Origin of the sequence: Pseudogulbenkiania subflava DSM 22618, assembly GCF_900177275.1 — a bacterium.
Taxonomy (GTDB): domain Bacteria; phylum Pseudomonadota; class Gammaproteobacteria; order Burkholderiales; family Chromobacteriaceae; genus Pseudogulbenkiania; species Pseudogulbenkiania subflava.
On sequence record NZ_FXAG01000018.1, the window covers coordinates 43,337 to 66,416 of the forward strand.

Here is a 23,080-nt window from a genome sequence, read left to right on the forward strand (position 1 = left end):
AGCCATGACTTCGCACGTAACTGCACTGCACGACACGCACGCTCATGACGACCATGAGCACCACGACAGCGGCGCCAGCGTCGAGCTGGGCTTCTGGCTCTACCTGATGACCGACTGCATCCTGTTCGCCAGCGCCTTTGCCTCCTACGCGGTGCTGGTGGGCAACGTGAACGGCGGCGTTGGCGGCCACGACATCTTCGAACTCAAGTTCGTGCTGATTGAAACCTTCGCGCTGCTGTTCTCCAGCATCACCTACGGTTTCGCCATGATCAGCGGCCACAAGGGCAATAAGGCCGGCCTCCTGGGCTGGCTGGCCGTGACCTTCCTGTTCGGCGCCACCTTCATCGGCATGGAACTGCACGAGTTCGGCGCGCTGATTGCCGAGGGCCACGGCCCGGACAAGAGCGCCTTCCTGTCCGGCTTCTTCGCCCTGGTGGGCATGCACGGTCTGCACGTGACCGCCGGCCTGATCTGGATGGCGGTAATGATGCTGGAAGTGATCAAGACCGGCCTGACCGGCCGCGCCATGACCCGCCTGAACTGCCTGAGCATGTTCTGGCACTTCCTCGACATCGTCTGGATCTGCGTCTTTACCGTCGTCTATCTGAAAGGGGCCATCTGATGAGCCATGGTCATGAGCACGCCGCCAGCCACGGCAGCGTCAAATCCTATCTCACCGGCTTCGTGCTGTCGGTCATCCTGACCGTCATCCCGTTCTGGATGGTGATGAACGGTGGCCTGAACCCTCACGACACCCTGCTCACCATCGCCGGCTTCGCCGTAGTACAGATTCTGGTGCACCTGAAGTACTTCCTGCACCTGAACTTCAGCAGCGAAGGCCGCGTCAACAGCCTGGCCTTCCTGTTCACCGCGTTGGTGATCGTGCTGCTGGTGGTACTGTCGGTATGGATCATCTTCAGCGCCGACGCGCTGATGATGCCCTGAGAGCGCCTGACGTGAAACTCAAACGCTACCTGCAGGTCACCAAGCCGGGGATCATCTTCGGCAACCTGATCTCGACGGCGGGCGGTTTCCTGCTCGCCGCGCGGGGCCATGTCGACCTCGGGCTGCTCCTGGCGACGATCATCGGGCTGTCGCTGGTGGTCGCCTCCGGTTGTTCGCTGAACAACTGCATCGACCGCGACATCGACAGCAAGATGGCGCGCACCAAGAACCGCGTGCTGGTCACTGGCGCCATGTCGTTCAAGGCCGCCTTCTGGCACGGTATCGTGCTGGGCATCGCGGGCTTCGGGACGCTCTGGCTCTGGACCAACCCGCTGGCCTTCGCCTGCGCACTGTTCGGCTTCGTGATCTACGTCGGCGTCTATAGCCTGTACATGAAGCGCAAGTCGGTCTACGGCACCCTGGTGGGCAGCCTGTCCGGCGCGGTGCCGCCGGTGGCGGGCTACTGTGCGGTCAGCGGCCAGTTCGACATGGGGGCGGCCATTCTGCTCTTGATGTTCTGCCTGTGGCAGATGCCGCACTCGTACGCCATCGCGATCTTCCGCTTCAAGGACTACGAGGCCGCCAACATCCCGGTGCTGCCGGTGGTGAAGGGAATCTCAGCCGCCAAGCAGCAGATCGTGCTCTACATCCTGGCCTTCGCCGTGGCGACGGCGATGCTGGCCTTCGGCGGCTACGCCGGCTACGGCTACCTCGCCGTGGCCTGTGCCACCAGCCTGTGGTGGCTCAAGATGGCGCTGTCGGGCTACAAGAGCAGTACCGACGACCGGGTGTGGGCGCGTCAGGTGTTCTTCTTCTCCATCATCACCATTACCGCACTCTCGGTGATGATGGCGGTGGATTTCCAGATTCCCGAGCTGTGCTGCACCCCTGCCCCCGGCAGCGGGGTGCTGGCAGCCCTAGGCAAGTTGGTCGCCTAAGAACCTGTTCACGACCTGTCGCGAGCAGCCCTCAGCGGGGTGAAGCGCAGCGCAGAAACCGGAATGTACACACAGTACATGAGGATTTCGAGCAGCACATGAGCCCCGATCAGGGATGCGCAGCAAGATCGTGAACAGGTTCTGAGCCTCCCCGAAACAAACAGGGCTCCGCTTGGAGCCCTGTTCATTTGTACCGAGCGCGTCGTCCCGCTCAGTTCTTGTCCCAGATGAGCCGGGCGATGGCGGACGAATCCAGCTCGCCCTCCCCCTTCTCAACCAATTCGCCGATCAGGCCGGCCACCCGCTCCGCTTCCGGCAGCTTGATGCCCAGCTCATGCGCGGTATCGAGCACGATACCCATGTCCTTGAGGTGCAGCTTGGCCTTGAAGCCCGGCGCATAGTTGTCGTCGATCATGCGCTGGCCGTGAACATCCAGCACCCGGCTCTGGGCGAAACCGCCGAGCAGCGCCTCGCGCACCGGCGCCGGGTCCACCCCGCAGGCCTTGGCCAGCTTCATCACCTCGGCCACTGCCGCCACACCGACGCCGACGGCGATCTGGTTGCACGCCTTGGCCACCTGCCCTGCCCCGGATTCACCGATATGGGTGATGGTCTTGCCCATCGCCTGCAGCGCCGGGCGCGCCTTCTCCAGCGCCTCGGCCTTGCCGCCGACCATGATGGTCAACGTGCCATTGATGGCGCCGACCTCACCACCCGATACCGGGCAATCGAGGAAATCGATGCCCTTTTCGGCCAGGCTGGCCGCGATCTTGCGCGCACCGATCGGCGAAATGGTACTCATGTCGACGCACACCAGCCCCGGTTTGGCCCCCTGCGCGATGCCATTGTCGCCGAGCAGAACCGCTTCGACATCGGCCGTGTCGGACACATTGGTCACCACCAGCTCGACCTCGGCGGCCAGTTCGACCGGGGAGTCGCACCAGTGGGCGCCGGCCGCGAGCAAGGCCTCGGCAGATTCACGCCGACGCGCCCATACGCTGACCTGATGCCCTGCCTTGAGCAGATTGAGCACGCAAGGGCGGCCCATGATGCCCAGCCCGATATAACCTACTTTCATTCCATTCCTCGTCAACGTTATGGCATTCAGGGGAAAAGCATACGGAAAGCCGACAGCTCAGCCAAGTAGGGCGGAAGCCCAAAGGGCGTTCCGCCGTATTACATGATGACATGGCGAGGCGCGGCGGATCGCCCCGGTGAGGCAGGCGCATCCGCCCTACGGGTCGACGACGGGGATCAGGGAGCAGGCCGCTGCGACAGCCACGCGTCAAACTCGAAATCACGGCCCGCCGCCTGGTGCTCCAGAAAATAGACAAAGGCCAGCACCTCGGCCACCGCGCGGTACAGATCCGGCGGAATCTGCTGGTCGAGATCGACCTGCATCAGCAGCGAAACCAGCGCCGGCGAGTCATGCACGAAGACGCCGGCCTCCTGGGCACGCTCGATGATGCGTTCGGCCAGCTCGCCATAGCCCTTGGCCACCACCTTCGGCGCACGCGCGCCGTCCTGGTAGCTCAGGGCGATGGCTGAGCGGCGCGCCGGATCAGCTGGGGGCTTCGTCATGGCTCACCGACAGCGTTGCGAGATTCAGTCCGGCGGTCCCCAGCCCCGACTCGAGCCGGCCAGCGTGGTCGCGGATCAACTGTTCGGTCGCTGCCTCTTCGGTGGCGAAGGAGACCTGCACTGCCCCGCCGACAATACGGATGCGGGCCGACAGCCCACCGAGCATCGGCAGATCCAGGGCCAGGCGGGTGCTCCAGACCGGCCCCTCTTCCGCACCCGAGGCCTGACGCTCCGCGGTTTTTTCCTGCTCCACCATCAGCTGTATGGGCTGACCGGGCCAGGCCCAGCCCTCCAGCTGCAGCTGGCGGTTCTCCAGCGTATCCAGTTGCCGCTGCACCAGATTGCCAAGCTCGGCCTGGGCTGCCTTGCCATGGGCGGTGGAGGACGGGCCCTGTATGGTCTCGAGGCTTTGTCCGAGCCGGGCTTGCGGTTCGTCCTTGAGGCTCTCCAACGGCAACCGGCCGTCGACCCAGGCCTTGACGTGCGACTCGTAGAACAGGCCGCTCTTGTCCGCCCCCTTCTTCAGGGCTTCGGCCAGTACGGCCGTATCCTGGTTCGATGCATCCAGCCGCAGACCGGGCTGTGCCGGAACACTCTTGCCGCTGTGCAGCAAGTCGGTCAGATAGCGCGAGGCGGGGCTCAAGGAGACATCGACCGAACCATCCTGCACCTCGGCATCGGCGGTTTGGTCGACCAGGGCAAAGGTCAGCTGGGGCGCCAGGCTGGTCACGCGCAGAGTGAGCGTGTCGCCGGCGAGCTGCATGCCCTTGGGCAGATTCAGGGTAAATAGGCCATTCTTGATCAGTGCGGCGAACTGGCCGTTGTCGAGCCTTTCCGCCACCCGGGCCGAGACCTGCTCGCCAAGAATCAACGGCGGCACCTTGGCCGGCAGGACGGCGGCTTCCAGCAGCAGCCGCCCGCCCTCGCCCAGCAGACGGACGCCGGAAACCGACGTGGTTGCTAGGGCCTTGCCGGACAGGGGTGAAATCATGAAGTGGAATTATTGCGATACAAGGAAACGATCAACTCGGCCTCGCTGCGGGAAATGCCGCAGCGCTCGGCCACTTCTGCCGCGGACAAGCCATGTTTGACAAGCTCGATAGCTTGATTGTAAGGCGTAGAGGTCAAGTCCTCCCCCTTGCTCTGCGGCCTGGGCAGGGATTTGCTCTTGGCCAGATGCTCCATATCTCGCTGCAGCATGCTGAGTTGCTGTTGCAGGTGATCGAGGTGAAGAGCAGTCAGCCTTGCGCTGCTCTCCCCATCGCGTTTTGCGCGCCACCACAGGTACGCCAGCGCAACTAGGGTACCCACAGACACCGCCAAGGATACTATCGTCCAAATAGACACGTCAGGCCTCTACTCATAACATCTTGCTACTCTTAAGAGTACAGCAGGGTGCCCTGTGGCCCAAGCCCAACTTGCCGAGCCCTAACGATAAATTTTCAGGAGCTTCTGTTGCCGGTTGGTCAATGACGGAGAGGATTCCAGCTTGGTACAGCGCTCAACCGTATCCAGCCCGCGTGAAGACATTTGCATTATTCGCCATAGGCGCAGCGGAGACGCTCTTCATTGCGGGTTTGTTGGACAAACACAGACTAGGCTCAGAGGAGAAAGTATTGGGCACGGCAGTGAATCTTCCCCGTGACCAAGCCAAACAACGCCAGCTAGCGTCTACACTGCCCCTAACAGAACCATACCCTTCATCGCCCCCTATCCCACAGGCAGCAATTCCAAGCGACCATGGCAACCACCTGTACGACAGCGGTTTCTGTGTAAACAATGATTTACAGGAGTGACAGGACTAGCGGTAGGTGGAATCCAGACGATTAAGATTGAGATTAAGTTGTTTAAGCTGGCGGCGTTCCTGCTCGATCTCATCCAAACCTTGCAGCAACTCAGCACGCTGCCGCTCAAGCAAGGCCATTGCCTGCTGCAACTGGCTGACACACTCCAGCAACTGCGAGCGCTCCTGTGGGGAAAGCGCCTGTCTGGCCACTTCGGCCAACCATTGTTCCTCGACTGCATTGCGCTCGGCCAACAAGGGCTCCAGCACGGTCCAATCCGGAGTCTGGCAACACTCAAGCAGCTCGCTGGTCAGCGTTGCATAACGCTCGATCAGCGCATTGCGGTCAGGCATGAGGTATCCCCTGCCCACGTCGCGCAGACTCATCACGGGCAAGCTGCTGCCAACCCGACAGCAATTCGCGCAGCAGATCGATCACCTGCTGCAGTACCGAGGCATCGTTAGTGATATGCCCCAAGGAAATTTGCTGATTGGCAAACACATACAGCTCGTTCAGCCGAGGAGAAAGATCGCCGCCCCTCTCGAAGTCAAGCGCGGCACGCAACCCTTCTATAATGTCGGAAGCCTTATTGACCATCTTACCCTTGAGAGGAATGTTGCCATCCCCAATGGCTTTCTGTGCTTGCTCCAGCGCCTCGATCGCCCCTTCATACAGCAAAACGATCAGCTCGACTGGACTCGCACCCAATACTTTGGTCTGGAGCACATCGTCCTGATAGGCGCGTTGAAACTGCTGCAATTGTCGATTGATACCCATAAACACCTAAATTACATGCCGAGGGACGAAGCGACCCGATTCAGCGAAGCCTGCATGCTTGCAAGGCTAGCATCCAGTTTTGAATATTGGGTCTTCAACGCTATTGCTCGCTTGTCTAATGCTTCCTGCAAGCTATCTTGACGATTGCTCTGTTGCCGACGGTTGGTCTGCAGATTTTCATCACGAGTGCCAATCAGGCCTTTGGAATCCAATAAGTCAGTAATTCCATTAACCAACTTTGTCCCAGGGCCATCCTTTAGCATCTTAGCAACCGCATCGGGGTCACTCTGCAAAGCTTTAGAAAACGTACTGCCATCAAGCTTCAGTTTGCCGCCACTATCAAGTGTAATGCCGATTTTTACCAAGGGAGCGGAGTCCATTTGGGTTGCACTACCCAAGGCATTGTATGGTGCATTAATTTGTTCATACAGTTGACGCTGCACCGACAGTAACATACTGTCACCCTTGAACGAACCGTCTTTGCCTCTTAGCGAGGTAGTGAGATCAACCACCTTGTTGTAGGCATCAACAAAGTCCTGCGCTTTCTTTTGAATTGCATCAATGTCACGTTCGACCGAGACACCACTACTGCCTAATTTGTTAAAGCTAAGGGTCAAACCTGGTACAACGTCACTAATGGTATTGCTCTGGCTCGTTAACGAAACACCATTCAGTGTGTACTGAGTGCTTTGTGCCGCCGAACCTCCAATTGCAGCCGGCGTATTACCGGTGCCGGCCAACAGCCCTGCCAATGGATCACCAAGTGGTGGATTCTGGCCATCAGTGGTGATCTTGCCATCCACCTCACCGGTCTTCTGCCCCATCAACACTACTTTGTAACTGCCGCCCCCCTGACTTGCCAACGAGGCCGTCACCCCGACACCGGCACCATTCACCTTCGATACGAAGTCGGTCAACGACAAATCCGACGTGCCCAGATCGACCGACTGGCCGTTGATCGTCACTGTTCCCTGCAGGCCGGACACGGCAGTTTTCGGGTCCATCACACCGCTTAGCTGATAGGTCACCGTCTGTGGAGTCGCCAACTGAGTAACGTTCAGCTGAAAGAAACCATTAGGTGTTGTACCGTCCGATTTTACCGAGACTGTGGCCGGGTCACTCGACGTTACCTTGTTGGTGTTCAAGAAGTCCGATGCAGTCATCTTGCTCATCGCAGTCTTCAGGTCGGACAACGCCGACTTGAGCCTGCCAAGGTCAGACACCTGGGTGTCGATCGTCTTGATCGTGCTCTTGACCTTGTTGATTGGCCCTTGCTCAGTCGACATCAGTTGGCTGACCAACTGGTTGATGTCCATCCCCAGGCCAGTAGGCATGCTATAAGCCATCGTTATTCTCCTTGAACGCGGCGTTACAGTATAACGGCTATGCCTTATCGCGGATCAATAACCCTTGCAGGTCCTCAAGCGCTTGGGCTAATTTGACCGCTTCTTTGGATGGAATCTGCCGAATTACATCCTTGGTTACGCGATCGACCACACGAACAACAGGCGTATTGGTATCTTTATCGGTGGTGAATTCCAAATCGCTGTTGAATAACGACACATGATTGTTGAGCTTTTCCAGGCTCTCGTTCAGTGTTTTCTCGTCGGGCTGATGCTGCTGACTAGCCAGTCCACTGTCGCGCGCATTGACCACCGACACTGCATTACCCGTATCCGGTGCGGCTGCGGACGACTGTTTGCTGGAAAATTGTGGCAGTTGCTCAGGTGCACGCCCTGCCACCGTTTGTACAGCGGCACTCACCAACGGTAAGACATTCGTTCCCATGCGACGCATCCCCAAGTTAAGGGAAAAAGCTCCAGTACAGACTGGAGCCCCGATTTACGCTTGCGAGGCAAAGCCTCGACGGCTTACTTCAGCAGGCTCAGCGCCGCTTGCGGCATCTGGTTGGCCTGCGAGAGCATCGCGGTGCCGGCTTGCTGGATGATCTGGTTACGGGTCAGCGTAGCCGATTCGGCGGCGAAGTCGGTGTCCATGATACGCGACATCGACGCCGATTGGTTTTCCGAGAAAGTCTGCAGGTTTGCAACGACAGCTGAGAAACGGTTTTGCAATGCACCCATCGTTGCGCGGGCGGTAGCAATAGTCTTCAGATCAGCATCCATATCGCCTATCAGAGTCTGAGCGTCGCCTTGAGAGGCCAAGGTGATGGATGCAGCCGACTTAAGGCTAGTCGTATCAATACCAGTGACTTTAACATTTACCTTATCGTTGGTCGTGTTGCCCGCACCGATCTGGAAATCAGAGCCAGTATCGAGCAACTTACCTGTATCGAATAGCTGCTGACCGTTGAACGTCGTGCCACCGATCAGACGGGTATTTTCTTTTTGCAACTCATCGACTTCGCTCTTGATCTGGGCAATATTGTCGGTCGACGAGGTACCGTTGGCGGCCTGGACGGCCAACTCGCGGATACGCTGCACGTTGGCTTCGATCTGGCCGACAGTGCCTTCAGCGGTCTGCAACAGCGAGATGCCGTCGTTGGCATTGCGTACAGCCTGGTTGGAACCTTTAATCTGGGCGTTCATTCCCGAGGCAATCGCCAGCCCGGCGGCATCATCCTTGGCACTGTTAACGCGCAAACCGGAGGACAGGCGTTGCAGCGAGGTAGCCAGGGCATTTCCCGAGCTGTTCAGATTGCGCTGGGCGTTGAGCGAGGCAACGTTGGTATTAACGAACAATGACATGGCGGAGGCTCCTTACACGATAACAGAGGACGCTTGTTACTTCGCGGCAGAACATCCACCGCACATCCTAGTTATCGGCAGTGCTTTTTAATACTTTAGCATCCTGCCCAAAAAAATTTGTTGACCATTGCCATGGTGTTGCCAAAACAGTCCGTCCGGGCGAAAAAGCATATAATTCAACACATTAAAGAAAAATAGATCAAAGCTCTTGACAATAGTCACCAAACCATCAGCAGCGTTACCACGCGGCATTTATCACCCAGCGCAGAAAGTTTGTTGCAACTCGAGCCCCCTTTCAACTCTTCGAGGCCACTCGACCGCGGTACAAGCACCGCATCTATCCAAACATTGTGTGGCAATCAGATACGCATGCAGGGATGCTTCCCAAGGACAGGGGCGCAATATCTAAAATCCGTCATGCTTATTTGAGTAAGGCGTAAAGCTTGTCAAGCGTATTCCACTCACTTCGAGACAGAATGTGCTGTACATTGGCCATAAACGTTGCATTGTGCTGATAGGCGCGGCAGAACACCTGCACCACCCGAACTACCTCGTCTGGCGCCAAGGCCCGGTCATGCGCGGCGGCATAGGCGGCCAGCATCAGCCGCACAATGCCAAAGTGCACCACAAGCTGCACGTAGTGCCGATAGGGCGAGGTGGATGACCACGGAAACAACTCTCGTGCTGCCTCGTTAAGCAGATAGCGCTCCAATTTGTCTTCCAAGCCTTCCACCGTGTTGAGCAAGGCCCGGCCACTCTGGTATTGAGCAATCAGTGTTTCCTGAGCGGCCTGACCGTTTGCGTCGGAGCCAAGGCCGCGTACTATCGTTTCGAAGACCTCCTGCTGCCATGGCGAATACCGCTCTGACCGCACCCCAGCAAAAAACAAAACAAAAATCTGTGCCTGTAAGGCTTCGTTGCGCGGTAAGGCACCCACGCCTTCGAGTACCGCTCCACTTTCGACCATCTGGATGAAGCTGACGATCTGTGCCGGCAGTTCGGCATGGCGCCGCTCGCGAATCAGCATGTCAAGCTGTTCGCAAAACAGACCAATCACGGCGAGCCTCTCCGCAACGCTGATGCCCTCAGTACGCAGTAACTGCATCATCAACACTCGCACCTCGTCCATCGTCACAGCATCGAAACCGTACTTCGCCCCGACAATGACAAGCGTGTCCTTACGAGTTTCGAAATCGGCGGCGACAAAGTCGAACGCGTCTGGCGACAGCAGTGCCAGACGTGCCGCTGCCGGACACGACAGGGTCAATGCCTGCTCGTACTGTCCGGCAAATTGCCGCACATGGCGCGGGTAGATATAGCAAGTATTGGACAATGCGGCCTCACCAAGGCGGGCATGCACCTGGCACAGCCCCCCGTCGGTCAACAATCCACAACGCTGCTGCTCACCTTCCAGAAGAATCTGTCCATACATGGCGGGAGAGGTTTCTTGGCGATTCCGCTTCAGATATTGATCGAACAGTGGCTTGAGCACCGGATCGGGACTGTTCTTGTAGCGTAGAAACGTTTCCTTATCGAAAGTAATCCGCCAACCAGCACAACAACTATCAGGACATGCCGGGCCCGCACATTGAAACTGCGTCACATAGTGAGGGACAACCATGGTTTTGTTCAGAACCGCCTTCATCTCGCCTCCTTAGTTTGGGCTAACCATTTATTGTTGATCTCAGAGAACCAGGCTGGATGGGTAAAACCTTCAACGTTAGAGCAGAGATTGGACGTACTTCGACCCCGCCCCACACACCCGCATTTGCTTATGCACTAGCCGAGATGCCCAGCAGCGTCTCCAGCAATACGTCGACGCGGCTCTTGCATTGCTGCAGTACGCCGGGATCGAACACGATCTCATCGGCGCCTGGCTGGAGCCCAGCCGCCTTGTTGACCACCATGCACACATGGGCGTAGGGAATGCCCATTTCCTTGGCCAGTGCCGCCTCCGGCATGCCGGTCATGCCGACCATGGTGGCGCCGTCGCGCTCGAGGCGGCGAATCTCGGCCGGCGACTCCAGACGGGGGCCCTGGGCGACGGCGTAGACGCCACCGTCCACGATCGGCACCCCTGCGCTCTGAGCCGCTGCCAGCAGGCGGGCGCGCAAATGGGGGCAGTAGGGCTGGGTGAAATCGACGTGCACCACCGGCTTGTCCGGCCCTTCGAAGAAGGTGTGCTTGCGTCCCCAGGTGTAATCGATGATGTCGTCCGGCACCACCAGCATGCCGGTTTCCAGGTTGACGGCGATGCTGCCTACCGAACCGATCGAGACAATGCCGCGGACCCCCTGGTTGTGCAGGGCCCAGATATTGGCACGGGAATTGATTTCGTGGGGAGCGATGGAATGGCCAAAACCGTGGCGCGCCAGAAAGACGACGTTTTCCTGTCCGATGCGGCCAAAGGTGAGTGCGCAAGAGGGGTCGCCAAAGGGTGTGCGCACCACTTGGCGATGGGTGATTTCAAGAATGGGCAGCGTGGCAAGCCCGCTGCCGCCGATGATGGCTAGCATGGCGGTTCCCCTTGGCAAGAGCGTGGCAGCGAAGGCCGGCCACGCAAGGCTTATTGTGCCGCCATTATGGCTTAATAATGACGGCGGGGAAAATGCGCCAAGGCTTACAGCTTGCTTATTTCAGCGCATGGATGGCCGGCAGGTTGCGCCAGATGCCGCGCACGTCCATGCCGTAGCCGAACACGTAGCGGTCCGGCACGTCGATGCCGACGAAATCGGCCGCGATCGGCTTTTCCTTGCTGATCAATTTGTTGGCGAACACCGCACTGTAGAAGCTCTTTGCCCCCATTTCCATCACCTTGTCGCGGATCGCGGCCATGGTCTGGCCTTCGTCGAGGATGTCGTCGAGCACCAGCACCACGCGGTCGCGTACATCCTCCTTCGGTGCCTGGCGCCATACCAGTTCGCCGCCCTGGGTCTTGTCGCCGTAACGGGAGACGTGCACGTAGTCGAAATCGAGCGGGAAGATCAGGCGCGGCAGCAACTGGCCGGTGAACACGACGGCCCCACCCATCACGGAGAGGATGAGCGGATAGCTGTCGCCCAGTTTGGCGGTGATGTCGAGCGCCATGCGATCGACGGCGGCGTCGACCTCCTCGGCGGTAAACAGGATGTCCGAGCTGTTCAGGATGCCACGGGCTTCGGCGACGTTGGGCATGGTTGTCTCCATTCAAAAGAAGAAGCCCCCGAACGGGGGCTGCGCTGGTTCCGTCGGGCGGACCGCTCAGCGCGCGTTGAAGGTGGCGAGATAGTCCGCGAATTCACGGCCGACCTCGTGGTGTTTCAGACCGTAGTTGATGGTGGCCTTGAGGTAACCCAGCTTGGAGCCGCAATCGTAGCGCACGCCGTTGAACGGTAGCGCCAGCACGGTTTCGTCCTTGAGCAGCTCGGCGATACCGTCGGTGAGCTGGATTTCCCCGCCGGCACCGGCCTGGGTCTTGGCCAGCTTGTCGAAGATGCGCGGGGTCAGGATGTAGCGCCCCACCACGGCGAGGTTGGACGGCGCCACGTCCGGGTGCGGCTTCTCGACGATGCTGCTGATGCGCTGCCGGCCAGTGGCATCGCTCTGCACTTCGACGATGCCGTAGGAACCGGTTTCTTCCGGCGCCACGGTTTCTACCCCCAGCACCGAGCACTGCTGCTCGTTGAAAGTATCGACCATCTGCGCCATGGCGCCGGGCTCGCCGTCGATCAGGTCGTCGGCCAGGATCACGGCGAACGGCTCGTCGCCGACCACGGGCTTGGCACACAGCACCGCGTGGCCGAGGCCGAGCGCCTCGGTCTGACGGATATAGATGCAGGTGACCGACGGCGGCAGGATGCCCTGTACCAGGTCCAGCAGCTTCTGCTTGTTCTTGTACTCGAGCTCGGTTTCGAGCTCGTAGGCCTTGTCAAAGTGGTCTTCGATGGAGCGCTTGTTACGCCCGGTGATGAAAATCAGCTCGGTGATGCCGGCGGCGATGGCTTCCTCGACCGCGTACTGGATCAGCGGCTTGTCGACCACCGGCAGCATTTCCTTGGGGCTCGCCTTGGTGGCGGGCAGGAAGCGGGTGCCCATGCCGGCGACCGGGAACACGGCTTTGGTAATTTTCTTCATCTTTACTGCTCTCTGATGGAATCGGGGAGATTTTACTGCGCCGAAAGGTCTTTTGCCGAGTGTGGCGTCGTGGCGCGTTGCGCGGCGCGTCGAACGCGCCCTAGGTCTGGACCGCCGCCTGTGAGTTTTAACCCCCCAGCAGCGCTCGCAGGCCGGCCTCGTCGAGCACCGGGACGCCGAGCTCCCCGGCCTTGGCGAGCTTGCTGCCCGCCGCCTCGCCGGCCACCACGTAGTGGGTTTTCTTCGACACGCTGCCGGCCACCTTGCCGCCGGCCGCCTCGATCAGCTCCTTGGCCTGGTCGCGCGACAGCGTGGGCAGCGTGCCGGTCAGCACCAGGGTCTTGCCCTCCAGCACCAGGTTGGCCGAAGGCTGCTGCGTGGGCAGATCGGCCAGGATAGTGTCCGCCAGCGTGGCGAGTTGCTTCAGTTCGGCACGCCGGCCCGGCTCGTCGAGCCAATCGGCCAGGGCGTTGAAGACGTCGGCCGGCAGATCGAGCTGCATCAACTCGCGCCGCTCGCCTTCGGCCAACGTAGCGAGGCCGGCGATCTGGCCGGCCAGCTGCTGGCTGCGCAGCTCGGTGAGGCGCGGGATGCCGAGCCGTGCCAGCAATGCCGCCGGCTGCAGCCGTTCGGCCAGCTTGGGCGACGGCGCGTGCTCGTCGCCAGGTTCGACATGGCGCAGCAGGGCGTCGAGTACGGCTTCGTTGTTGTCCTCGGCGAAGAAGTCGGCGATGGCCTCGGCCACCACGCCACCGATGTCGGGCAACGCGGCCAACAGCGGTGCCGGGGCGCGGCGAATCAGTGCGAGACGCCCGAGCCAGTCGGCCAGGGTCTTGGCGGTGGATTCGCCAACGTGGCGGATGCCGAGCGCGAACAGCAGCCGCGCCAGCGTCGGACGGCGGCTGGCGGCGATGGCAGCGAGCAGGTTCTCGGCCCACTTGGTGGCGATCTGGCCCTTCTGCACCGTTTCCGGCACCACGCCGTCGCGCTCGTCGGCGCGGCGCTTCATCTCCAGCAGGTCGTCCAGGGTCAGAGTGTAGAGATCGGCCACGCTGTGCACGTAGCCGAACTCGACCAGGTTGTCGATGTAGCGCTCGCCCAGGCCATCGATGTCCATCATGCGCCGCCCGGCGAAATGCTGGATCGCCTGGCTGCGCTGGGCACGGCAGATCAGACCGCCGGAGCAGCGCGCGATCGCCTCGCCCTCCTCGCGCACCACGTGGCTGCCGCAGACGGGGCAGCTGGTCGGCAGACGGTAGGCCGGGTACTGCGGCTCGTCGCCGCTGCTGAACAGGTCGCCGCCGGCAACCGGACGCATCGGCCGGCGCTCCAGCACCACCGAGACCACCTCGGGGATAACGTCGCCGGCGCGGCGCACGATCACCATGTCGCCGACGCGCACGTCCTTGCGCCGCACCTCGTCCTCGTTGTGCAGCGTGGCGTTGGTGACGGTGACGCCACCGACGAAGACGGGCTTGAGGCGCGCCACCGGGGTGATGGCGCCGGTGCGGCCGACCTGCTCCTCGATCGCTTCGACCAGAGTCAGCGCCTCCTCGGCGGGAAACTTGTGGGCGATGGCCCAGCGCGGCGCGCGCGAGACGAAGCCGAGCGCGTCTTGCTGGGCACGGTCGTTGACCTTGTACACCACGCCGTCGATGTCATACGGCAAGCCGGAACGCTGACGCAGGATGGCCTCATAGTAGTCGGCGAGCCCTGCGACACCACGCACCACCGGGCGCAGTTCGGCCGGCACCAGCGGGATGCCGAGCCGGTGCAGCCAGTCGAGCTCGGCCTGGTGCGAGGTCGGCCAGTCGGCGCCCTCGACCTGGGCGATGGCGTAGGCGAAGAACGACAGCCGGCGCCGCGCGGTGATGCGCGAATCGAGCTGGCGCAGGCTACCGGCGGCGGCGTTGCGCGGGTTGGCGAAGGTCTTGTCGCCGCGCGCGGCCTGCTCGGCGTTGAGCTGCTCGAAGTCGCGCTTGAGCATCAGCACCTCGCCACGGACCTCCAGCAGCGCCGGTGGGTGTTCGATGGCCAGACGCAGCGGGATAGCGCGCACAGTGCGCAGGTTCTCTGTGACGTTCTCGCCGGAAAAGCCGTCGCCGCGCGTGGCGCCCTGCACCAGCACGCCGTCGCGGTAGAGCAGGCTGACCGCCAGGCCGTCGAACTTGGGCTGCACCGCGTACTCGATCTCCGCCGCCCCGAGTGCCTTGCGCACGCGTTCGTCGAACTGGATCAGCTCGGCGTGGCGCTGCTCGAAGTCGGCGGCGTCGAGGTCGGAAAAGGCGTTGTTCAGCGACAGCATCGGTACAACATGGGTCACGCTGGAAAACTCGGCCAGCGGTGCGCCGCCGACGCGCAGGGTCGGGGAGTCGGCGCGGTGCAGCTCGGGATGAGCCGACTCCAGCGCCTCGAGTTCGCGGTACAGGCGGTCGTACTCGGCGTCCGGCACCGTCGGCGCATCCAGTTCGTAGTATTCGCGGCTGTAGCGGTTCAGCAGCGGCACCAGTTCGGCGATGCGCTGCAGCGCCTGTTCGCGCTCGTTCGATTGCGACATTGTCAAACCCATAGCAAAAAAGCCGGCATCAGAGCCGGCCGGTGAATCTTGATAATCCTGGTTCAAGCAAACAGGCGAAGTGCAGCCACGCTGCCCGGCGCGATGCCACGATCGTCCATGCTGCCGTAGATATGCTGCAGCTGGTCGCGGATGCGGGTCAGCCCGACGTCGGATAGCACGCGATGGTTGTCGTCCACCAGCTGCGCGTCAAACTCGTGCGCCAGCTGCTGGGCAAACTCCAGCGCGCGGTCGAACACCTCGACGCCCCCGGCCACGCGCGGCACGTCGAACAGCAAGGTCAGCGCGGCGAAGGAGTGGTCGAGCAGGTTGTGGTAGCTGAACGGCGTCTGGTCGGCGGCGGCCAGCGAGTAGAGCGAGTTGCCGGAATCGGCCAGGTAGTGGAACGCGCCGTCCGGCTCCAGCTGCAGTCCGCCGGCTTCGCTGAAGCTGCGCAGGCGTGCGCCGTCGATCGGCTGGCGCGGCACGATGTTGATGCCAATCAGCATGTCGACCTCGGAACAGAAACGGTCCAGTTCGCGCGCCGCCACCAGTTTCTGCTGGCGCTGCGGGAAGCTCACCGCGGCGTTATGCTCGTCGGCGAAACGCGACACCTGCTGGCAGAAGCTCGCCAGCTCCTGTTCGGTCACGGCGCCGCCGCGATCGACCAGTTGCAGGCCGATGTTGAGTTGCTTGTAACGGGTGCCGGGCAGAATCTCGGCCGGCTTCCACAGCCCTTTCTCGGTGCGGCCGATGATCTGCACGCGCTTGGCGACGTTGAAGCGCGGCATCGCCGCCAGTTCATGCGACTGGTGGAACACCACTTCGGCGATGAAGTCGAGCGAGGGGTCGAGCATCGCCACCACCAGGGCCTGGTGGTCGGCCGAGTCGAAGGCGAAATCGGTCTCCTCTTCCAGGTCGATATCGTCGTCCAGCCGTGGCAGTTCGGGGAGGTCGTGGGGGTCGAGCGGCGGCAGTTCCGGTTCGAAATCCGGCGCTTCCGGCGCGTTGTCGGTGCCGGCCGCATCGACCAGTACCGGCTCCAGCCGGGTCGCCTTGACGCCGTCGCGCACGTTGTTCTTGGGGACGTTCAGCAGCACGTCGTCATGATGACGCGCGAAGGCCTGGCGCGTTTTCTTGCGAAAGCGCCACTCCTGCAACACGTTGAATCCGTAGACGAGGCCGACCACGGCCGCGCCCAACGCCAGTAAACCTATCTGCAATTCGCTCATTAGCCCGTCCGCGTTAAGGCGAATAATCCCGAAGCATTATATCGGAAGGGGGTGCTTGACACAGCTATCACGTTGTCAATCGTTTCACCCGAACCTTACCACTTCACGCCTCGTCCCTTCTATAGCAAAACCGCTAAATCGATAGCGGTTTGTCATCCGCCCCGGCCTTTTTCGGCTCTGGCGTCGTGTATTTGTCATGTCCATGGCGAACCATTCACGCCATCGTCGTGTCCCAGCAGCCTGCTGGAACCGGGAAAATCTGGGCGCTTGCCATTTAGTACTAGTTAGAACTAAACTAATACGAACCAAAACAGGGCTGCCCGTGGATACCGTTTACAAGACCGACGTCCTCCCCGTCATCAGGGAGCTGGTGCGCGCTTTCCAGGCGTTCGAGCAGTACTCGGCACGTCACGTGCGCGAACTCGGCCTGACCCCGCCGCAGTTCGACGTGATCGCCACGCTCGGCAACACGCCGGGCATGAGCTGCAAGGAGCTCTCGGAAAAAACCCTGATCACCAAGGGTACCCTGACCGGCGTGATCGACCGGCTCGCCGAAAAGGGGGTGGTGACGCGCCAGGAGCGTCCCGAGGATCGCCGCAGCGTGTTCCTATCCCTGACCAGTGCCGGTGAGGAATTGTTCCGCCAGGTCTTTCCGGCACACTGCGACTACATGCACCAGGCCTTCAGCCATTGCAGCCGCGACCAGCTCCAGCTCTGGTCGAACCAGCTGGCGGGGTTGAAGGCGGTGCTCAACCAGGCTTTGGAGAAACAAGAAAATGAATCGACCTGAACGTTACGCCACCCCGTCCATCCTGCTGCACTGGCTGGTGGCGCTGCTGATCGTGGTGGGGTTCGGCCTGGGCCTGACCCTGTCCGGCATGCCGCTGTCGCCGACCAAGTTCAAGCTGATCGGCTGGCACAAATGGCTGGGCATCAGCGTGCTGGCACTGCTGGCACTGCGCCTCGTGGGGCGGCTGCTGTGGCCGGCACCGGCACTGCCCGGGACGATGTCGCCGCTGGCGCAATTGGCTGCCAAGGGCGGGCATCTGGCGCTGTACGCGCTGATGCTGGCAGTACCACTGACCGGCTGGTTGATGAGCTCGGCCTACGGCATCCCGGTGGTCTATCTCGGCCTGATCCCGCTGCCCGACCTGATCGCAGCCAACGAGCCCCTCGCCCATCAGCTCAAGGACGTGCATGAACTACTTAACTGGACGCTGGCGCTGGCCGTGGCCGGCCACGCGCTGGTGGCGTTCAAACACCATTTCATCGACCGCGACGGCCTGTTGTTCCGCATGAGCCTGAAACAGCCGCGCACCTGACCTCCACAACTTTGCTACCGAGACCCGACATGAGAGTGCTGATTCCCACCGCCCTGCTGCTGGCGACCCCGCTGGCCTTCGCCGCACCGGCCGACCTGGCCCAAAGCCGCATCGGCTTCGCCATGAAACAGCTGGGGACGCCGGTCGACGGCGGCTTCAAGAGCTTTTCGGCCAACGTCGAGCTGAACCCGGCCAAGCCGGAGGTCGGCAAGGCGGACATCACCATCCAGACCGGCAGTATCAGCCTGCCGACGCGCGACGCGGAAGCCGAAGCCAAGAAGAAGGAATGGTTCAACGCCGGCCAGTTCCCGACTGCGCGCTTCGTGTCGAGCAGCATCAAGAGCGCCGGCCCCAACCGCTACCAGGTAACCGGCAAACTGACGCTCAAGGGCATCACCCGCGACGTCAGCGCGCCGTTCACGCTGAAACAGCAGGGCGCCCTGAACGTGGTGGAAGGGGTGATGCCGGTTTCCCGTCTGGCCTTCAAGATCGGAGAAGGCGACTGGACCGATACCGGCACCGTCGCCGACGAAGTACAGATCAAGTTCCACGTGGCTTTCCCGGCCACAACCAAGTAGGACCTATCCACGATCCGTCGCGAGCGGCCCTCAGCGGAGTGAAGAAGCGCAGAAGCCGGAATGGACATGTCGTCCATGAGGATGTTCGATCGCTTTCGCACCCAGTGCACATGAGCCCCGCCGGGGAGCGCGCGGCAAGATCGTGAACCGATTCCAAGCAACCCGCAGGAGAGAGTAAACATGATGAAGCAGACCCTGATCGCCGCCGCCCTGGCCGGCCTGAGCACCGCCGCCCTCGCCGCCCCGGTGACCTACAACGTCGACCCGACCCATACCTTCGCCCAGTACGAAGTGAACCACCTGGGCTTCTCGGTCCAGTCCGGCACCTTCACCAAGACCAGCGGCAAGGTCGAGCTCGACAGCGCCGCCAAGAAGGGCGCGGTCGACATCACCATCGACGCCGACTCGCTGCAGACCTTCCTGCCGGACCGCGACAAGCACCTGAAGAGCAAGGACTTCTTCAACGTGACGCAGTACCCGACCATCACCTTCAAGTCCAAGAACCTGGAATTCGCCGGCGACAAGCTGACCGCGCTGAAGGGCGACCTGACCATCCTCGGCGTGACCAAGCCGGTCACGCTGAAAGTCACCCAGTTCGGCGGCAAGCCGAACCCGATGACCGGCAAGCAGACCTACGGCGCCAACGCCGAAACCGTCATCAAGCGTAGCGATTTCGGCATGAAGACCTTCCTGCCGGCCATCGCCGACGACGTGGTGCTGAAAGTGGCGATCGAAGCCGTCAAGGCCGAGTAAGTCCGCGGCGTTGCCGCAACGACAACAGCCCGCCATACCTGGCGGGCTGTTTGTTTTGGGGCCGGGTATCCGACGGCCGGTCGCCTATCGCATAGCAGGCAGTGGAGCCTGTTTCAGCAGGCCGGCGCCCCCACGCAGGCGGAATGACGCCGGAGCGCAGGAGCCCTCATGTATACGAAGTACATGAGGGCTCTGGATCACTGAGCGCATCTTTAACGTGCCAATCTCCGGTTGGCTCAGCGCTGGAGGCACACGCAGCCCGCCAACGCTCAGGATAGGCAGACGCAGCCGCCGGCTCTCAGGCGGTCTCGCGCATCTGCAAAGCCTCGACGATGTCCACCGCGACGATGCGGCTGACACCCTGCTCCTGCATGGTGACGCCGACCAGTTGCTCGGCCATCTCCATGGTCAGGCGGTTATGCGAGATGTAGAGGAACTGGGTGCGCTCCGCCATGCGCTTGACCAGGTCGCAGAAGCGGCTGGTATTGGCGTCGTCGAGCGGGGCGTCGACCTCGTCCAGCAGACAGAACGGCGCCGGGTTGAGGCTAAACAGCGAGAACACCAGGCTCATCGCGGTGAGCGCCTTCTCGCCGCCGGAGAGCAGGTGGATGGTGCTGTTCTTCTTGCCCGGCGGCTGGGCGATGATCTGCACCCCGGCGTCCAGCAGGTCGTCGCCGGTCAGCATCAGTTCGGCGCGGCCGCCGCCGAACAGCGTCGGGAAAAACTCGCTCATCTTGGCGTTGACCGCGTCGTAGGTGGACTGCAACATGTCGCGCGTCTCGCCGTCGATCTTGGCGATGGCCTCCTCCAGCGTGGCCATCGCCTGCATCAGGTCGTCGGACTGGCTGGCCAGGTAGTCGCCGCGCTCGCGCGCCTGCTGCAACTCGTCGAGCGCGGCGAGGTTGACCGCGCCGAGGTTTTCCAGCGCGCGCGCCAGGCGCGCGATCTCGGCCGCCAGCGTGTTGGGCTTGACGGCGTCGGTCAGGTCGGCCAGCAGCGCCGCCTCGTCGGCCCCGGCTTCCTTCAGCTCCTCGCTGAAGCGCTCCACGCCGAGCCGCGCCTCCTGGTGCTTCAGCAGCCAGTCGGCCCGCGCGTTGCGCAGCGCCGGCAGCGCGGCGCTGACGTCATGCTGGCGCTGGCCGAGCTGGCGCAACTGCTCGGTCAGGCCGTTGAGCCGGTCGCGCACCGCGGCCAATTGCGTGTCGCGCTCATCGCGCTGTTCCAGCGCCAGTTGCAGCGCCTCCTCCGGCACCGCCTCGTCCACCGTCAAGGCTTCTTCGGCCAACGTTTCGAGCCGTTCCGCCAGTTGGTCGTCGCGTTCTTCCAGTTCCTTGGCGCGGCGAGCCAGTTCGGCCACCTTCTGCTCGGCGGTGGTCAGTTCCAGGCGCGCCTCGTGCACCAGGCGCTCGGCGTCGCGTGTCTTGTTGCGCGCCAGCTGCAGCCCGGTCTCGCTGTTGAGCCGCGCCAGCCGCGCGTCTTCCAGCGCCACCACCAGCTCTTCCAACACCAGTGCCGCTTCTTCGCTGCCGATGCCGGCCTCGTCGATCTCCTCCGCGGCATGGGCCCGCTCGTCGGCGATGCGCTGGCGCTCGGCCTCGATCGCGGCAAGCCGCGCCGCCCCCTGGCGCGCCGCCTGGTCGAGCTTGACCTGCTCCAGCGTCACGGCGTTGAGCTCGGCTTCGAGACGGGTCAGCGCCCCCTTCTGCGCCCGTACCGCTTCGGCCAACATGGCGCTCTGGCTCTGCAATGTTTCGCGCCGGCGCTGGCCGGCATCGAGCGCCGGTTGCAGCTCGGCGGCACGTTGCAGCGCGGCGTCGAGCGCGCCCTTGCGCGCCATCACGCCGTCGTCGCTGGCCGCGGCGTGAAAACTGACGCTGGCGGCGGCAACACGATGCCCTTGCGGCGTCACCCAGCATTCGCCGGCGGCCAGCTCGGCGCGCCGCGCCAGCGCCAGCTCCAGGGTCTCGGCGCAGTACACGCCGGAGAGCCAGTCGGCCAGCACGGCGGCGAACGCCGGGGCGGCGGCAACGCGCTCGAGCAAGGCCGGCCAGGATTTGGCCGGACGCCCCGCCGCCCCCGGGACGTTGTTATCCACCAGGCACAGCGGCGCCGGCGGCAGCCCGTCCGGCAACGAGCCGGCACGGGCGGTGAGACGTTCCGCCAGCACCGCCTCCAGCGCCACGCGCCAGGCGGGATCGACCTCGAGCGACTGCCACAGCGCTGGCGCCTCGGCCAGGCCCTGCTGCTCCAGCCAGCCGGCCAGCTGCTCGCCGGCCGCCTCGCGCGCCAGCACCGCCTGCAGTGCCGCCGCCTCGGCCTCGGCCCGTGCCAGCTGGGCACGCTGCTCGGCCAGGGTCTCGTCGAGCTTCTCGCGCTCGGCGGCAAGGTCGGCCAGCTTCGCTTCGTCCGCCACCACGCGGGCGCGCACCGCGTCGAGCGCGGCACGGGCGCGCGCCACCTCGGCCTCGGCCGCCGTCAGCGCCTCCTGTTCCGGCAGGTTGAGGTCAGCCAGCTCGCGCGCGAGCGCCGCCTCGCGCGTCGCCAGCTGCTGCAGCGCCTGGTTCAGATGCTCGACGCGCTGACGCCCGAGATCGCGCTCGCGCGTCAGGTTGGCCTGCTGGCTGGTGAGCTGGGTCAGCGTCTGGTCGGCCTGGCGGAACGCCCCCTCGGCGCGCGGCAGCGCGTCGGCGCCATCCTCCAGCGCCAGCTGCGCCTCCTCCAGCTTGAGCTGTGCCTCTTCGTGGCGCGGCAGCCAGTCGTCGAGCTCGGCCGCCACCAGGGTGCGGCTTTCGGCCAACGTTTGCCGCTCGCTGCTGGCGCTGGCCAGTTCGCGCGTGAGGCGGGCGCGACTTTGTTCGCGGTGGCGCTGCGCCTCCTCCAGCCGCGCCAGCTGGGCGTTGGCCTCGAACAGCGCCTGCTGCGCCTCGTGCACCGCATCGCTGCCGGCGAAGTGCTGCTCGCGCACCAGCTCCAGCTCGGTGTCCAGATGGGTCAGCGCCGCCTCCTGCGCCGCTTCCTCGGTTTCGATGCGCGCCAGCTCGGCGCGCGCGGCGGCCTCGGTGCGGGCGGCTTCTTCACGGCGCGCCAGCGCCAGCAGGTTCTGCTTGTGGGTGAGCGCCCCCTTCAGATCGTGGAACTGCGCCGCCACCTCGGCCTGCTCGGTCAGTTTCTCGACCTGGCGCTCCAGCTCCTGGCGCAAGTCGCCGATACGATCCAGGTTGTCGCGGGTGTCGGCCAGGCGGTTCTCGGTCTCGCGCCGCCGATCCTTGTACTTGGACACCCCGGCCGCTTCTTCCAGGTAGGCGCGCAGCTCCTCCGGGCGCGCCTCGATGATGCGCGAGATCATGCCCTGCTCGATCACCGCGTAGCCGCGCGCGCCGACGCCGGTGCCGAGGAACAGGTCGGTGATGTCGCGGCGGCGCACCTGCTGGTTGTTGATGTAGTAGCTCGACTCGCCCTGGCGCGTCAGCACGCGCTTGATCGCCACCTCGGCGTACTGCCCCCACGGCCCGGTGAGCTGGCCGTCGCCGTTGTCGAACACCAGCTCCACCGAGGCGCGGCTCACCGGCTTGCGCGTGCTGGAGCCGTTGAAAATCACGTCCTGCATCGATTCGCCGCGCAGCTGCTTGGCCGACGACTCCCCCAGCACCCAGCGTACCGCGTCGATCACGTTGGACTTGCCGCAACCGTTCGGGCCGATCACCGCCACCAGCTGGCCCGGCACCGGGATCGCGGTGGGATCGACAAAGGACTTGAAGCCCGACAGTTTGATATGGGTGAGACGCAAGACGTCCT

Annotated in this window: 23 protein-coding genes; 7 read left to right on the top strand and 16 right to left on the bottom strand. The window is 62.8% G+C overall.

What is annotated here, in order from left to right; translation table 11 throughout:
• Positions 1 to 4: 4 nt before the first annotated feature.
• Genes cyoC through cyoE form a run of 3 tightly spaced genes read left to right on the top strand, consistent with a single transcriptional unit; the run spans position 5 to position 1,883 of the window.
• Positions 5 to 622: a cytochrome o ubiquinol oxidase subunit III gene (cyoC, locus tag B9N72_RS15185; RefSeq protein ID WP_085277149.1), complete on the top strand. Its 618-nt coding sequence runs from the start codon at positions 5 to 7 to the stop codon at positions 620 to 622.
• Positions 622 to 945, top strand: coding sequence for a cytochrome o ubiquinol oxidase subunit IV (cyoD, locus tag B9N72_RS15190; protein WP_085277150.1), 324 nt, complete (start codon positions 622 to 624; stop codon positions 943 to 945). Before cyoC ends, cyoD begins: the two co-directional genes overlap by 1 nt.
• 11 nt (positions 946 to 956) lie before the next feature.
• Positions 957 to 1,883, top strand: a complete 927-nt coding sequence (gene cyoE / locus B9N72_RS15195) for a heme o synthase (protein WP_143477839.1) — start codon at positions 957 to 959, stop codon at positions 1,881 to 1,883.
• Positions 1,884 to 2,094: 211 nt separating this feature from the next.
• Here the strand turns inward: cyoE and B9N72_RS15200 are convergent, their stop codons facing one another.
• From B9N72_RS15200 to B9N72_RS15270, 15 genes are all read right to left on the bottom strand, one after another.
• Positions 2,095 to 2,961: an NAD(P)-dependent oxidoreductase gene (locus B9N72_RS15200; RefSeq protein ID WP_085277152.1), complete on the bottom strand. Its 867-nt coding sequence runs from the start codon at positions 2,959 to 2,961 to the stop codon at positions 2,095 to 2,097.
• A 176-nt stretch (positions 2,962 to 3,137) separates the two neighbouring features.
• Entirely contained in the window at positions 3,138 to 3,464 is a 327-nt protein-coding gene (locus tag B9N72_RS15205) for an EscU/YscU/HrcU family type III secretion system export apparatus switch protein (RefSeq protein WP_085277153.1), read from the bottom strand.
• On the bottom strand, positions 3,445 to 4,455 hold the full coding sequence (gene fliK, locus B9N72_RS15210) for a flagellar hook-length control protein FliK (RefSeq protein ID WP_085277154.1): 1,011 nt from the start codon (positions 4,453 to 4,455) through the stop codon (positions 3,445 to 3,447). Before fliK ends, B9N72_RS15205 begins: the two co-directional genes overlap by 20 nt.
• Positions 4,452 to 4,781: a DUF2802 domain-containing protein gene (locus tag B9N72_RS15215; RefSeq protein WP_234986003.1), complete on the bottom strand. Its 330-nt coding sequence runs from the start codon at positions 4,779 to 4,781 to the stop codon at positions 4,452 to 4,454. The genes fliK and B9N72_RS15215 overlap by 4 nt, the downstream gene beginning before the upstream one ends.
• Before the next feature lie 484 nt (positions 4,782 to 5,265).
• Positions 5,266 to 5,601 carry a hypothetical protein gene (locus tag B9N72_RS15220; protein WP_085277156.1) on the bottom strand — a complete coding sequence of 112 codons (336 nt, stop codon included), beginning with the start codon at positions 5,599 to 5,601 and terminating at the stop codon, positions 5,266 to 5,268.
• The gene (gene fliS / locus B9N72_RS15225) at positions 5,594 to 6,025 is read right to left on the bottom strand and encodes a flagellar export chaperone FliS (protein ID WP_143477841.1); all 432 of its coding nucleotides are present in this window, start codon (positions 6,023 to 6,025) and stop codon (positions 5,594 to 5,596) included. Before fliS ends, B9N72_RS15220 begins: the two co-directional genes overlap by 8 nt.
• 11 nt (positions 6,026 to 6,036) lie before the next feature.
• Positions 6,037 to 7,371: a flagellar filament capping protein FliD gene (gene fliD, locus B9N72_RS15230; protein WP_085277158.1), complete on the bottom strand. Its 1,335-nt coding sequence runs from the start codon at positions 7,369 to 7,371 to the stop codon at positions 6,037 to 6,039.
• A gap of 37 nt (positions 7,372 to 7,408) precedes the next feature.
• Positions 7,409 to 7,813, bottom strand: a complete 405-nt coding sequence (locus B9N72_RS15235; RefSeq protein ID WP_159453046.1) for a flagellar protein FlaG — start codon at positions 7,811 to 7,813, stop codon at positions 7,409 to 7,411.
• An 83-nt stretch (positions 7,814 to 7,896) separates the two neighbouring features.
• Complete coding sequence (locus tag B9N72_RS15240; protein ID WP_085277160.1) at positions 7,897 to 8,733, bottom strand: flagellin N-terminal helical domain-containing protein; 837 nt, start codon at positions 8,731 to 8,733, stop codon at positions 7,897 to 7,899.
• Positions 8,734 to 9,154: 421 nt separating this feature from the next.
• The gene (gene fliB / locus B9N72_RS15245) at positions 9,155 to 10,378 is read right to left on the bottom strand and encodes a flagellin lysine-N-methylase (RefSeq protein ID WP_143477842.1); all 1,224 of its coding nucleotides are present in this window, start codon (positions 10,376 to 10,378) and stop codon (positions 9,155 to 9,157) included.
• Between the two features lie 127 nt (positions 10,379 to 10,505).
• A complete protein-coding gene (locus tag B9N72_RS15250; protein WP_085277162.1) occupies positions 10,506 to 11,249 on the bottom strand; it encodes an S-methyl-5'-thioinosine phosphorylase in 744 nt (247 codons plus the stop codon).
• Between the two features lie 115 nt (positions 11,250 to 11,364).
• A complete protein-coding gene (locus B9N72_RS15255; protein ID WP_085277163.1) occupies positions 11,365 to 11,907 on the bottom strand; it encodes a hypoxanthine-guanine phosphoribosyltransferase in 543 nt (180 codons plus the stop codon).
• A 66-nt stretch (positions 11,908 to 11,973) separates the two neighbouring features.
• Complete coding sequence (gene galU, locus B9N72_RS15260; RefSeq protein WP_085277164.1) at positions 11,974 to 12,846, bottom strand: UTP--glucose-1-phosphate uridylyltransferase GalU; 873 nt, start codon at positions 12,844 to 12,846, stop codon at positions 11,974 to 11,976.
• A gap of 127 nt (positions 12,847 to 12,973) precedes the next feature.
• Positions 12,974 to 15,403, bottom strand: a complete 2,430-nt coding sequence (gene ligA / locus B9N72_RS15265; RefSeq protein ID WP_085277165.1) for an NAD-dependent DNA ligase LigA — start codon at positions 15,401 to 15,403, stop codon at positions 12,974 to 12,976.
• A 62-nt stretch (positions 15,404 to 15,465) separates the two neighbouring features.
• Positions 15,466 to 16,632 carry a cell division protein ZipA C-terminal FtsZ-binding domain-containing protein gene (locus B9N72_RS15270; RefSeq protein WP_085277166.1) on the bottom strand — a complete coding sequence of 389 codons (1,167 nt, stop codon included), beginning with the start codon at positions 16,630 to 16,632 and terminating at the stop codon, positions 15,466 to 15,468.
• Positions 16,633 to 16,954: 322 nt separating this feature from the next.
• Here B9N72_RS15270 and B9N72_RS15275 point away from each other — a divergent pair, with 322 nt between their 5' ends.
• The 4 genes from B9N72_RS15275 (at position 16,955) to B9N72_RS15290 (ending at position 19,285) form a co-directional block, all read left to right on the top strand.
• On the top strand, positions 16,955 to 17,422 hold the full coding sequence (locus tag B9N72_RS15275; protein ID WP_085277167.1) for a MarR family winged helix-turn-helix transcriptional regulator: 468 nt from the start codon (positions 16,955 to 16,957) through the stop codon (positions 17,420 to 17,422).
• Entirely contained in the window at positions 17,409 to 17,954 is a 546-nt protein-coding gene (locus tag B9N72_RS15280; protein ID WP_085277168.1) for a cytochrome b, read from the top strand. Before B9N72_RS15275 ends, B9N72_RS15280 begins: the two co-directional genes overlap by 14 nt.
• 29 nt (positions 17,955 to 17,983) lie before the next feature.
• On the top strand, positions 17,984 to 18,532 hold the full coding sequence (locus tag B9N72_RS15285) for a YceI family protein (protein ID WP_085277169.1): 549 nt from the start codon (positions 17,984 to 17,986) through the stop codon (positions 18,530 to 18,532).
• 180 nt (positions 18,533 to 18,712) lie between these two features.
• On the top strand, positions 18,713 to 19,285 hold the full coding sequence (locus B9N72_RS15290; RefSeq protein ID WP_085277170.1) for a YceI family protein: 573 nt from the start codon (positions 18,713 to 18,715) through the stop codon (positions 19,283 to 19,285).
• Positions 19,286 to 19,583: 298 nt separating this feature from the next.
• Here B9N72_RS15290 and smc read toward each other — a convergent pair whose 3' ends face one another.
• Positions 19,584 to 23,072: a chromosome segregation protein SMC gene (gene smc / locus B9N72_RS15295; RefSeq protein ID WP_085277171.1), complete on the bottom strand. Its 3,489-nt coding sequence runs from the start codon at positions 23,070 to 23,072 to the stop codon at positions 19,584 to 19,586.
• Positions 23,073 to 23,080: the final 8 nt, after the last annotated feature.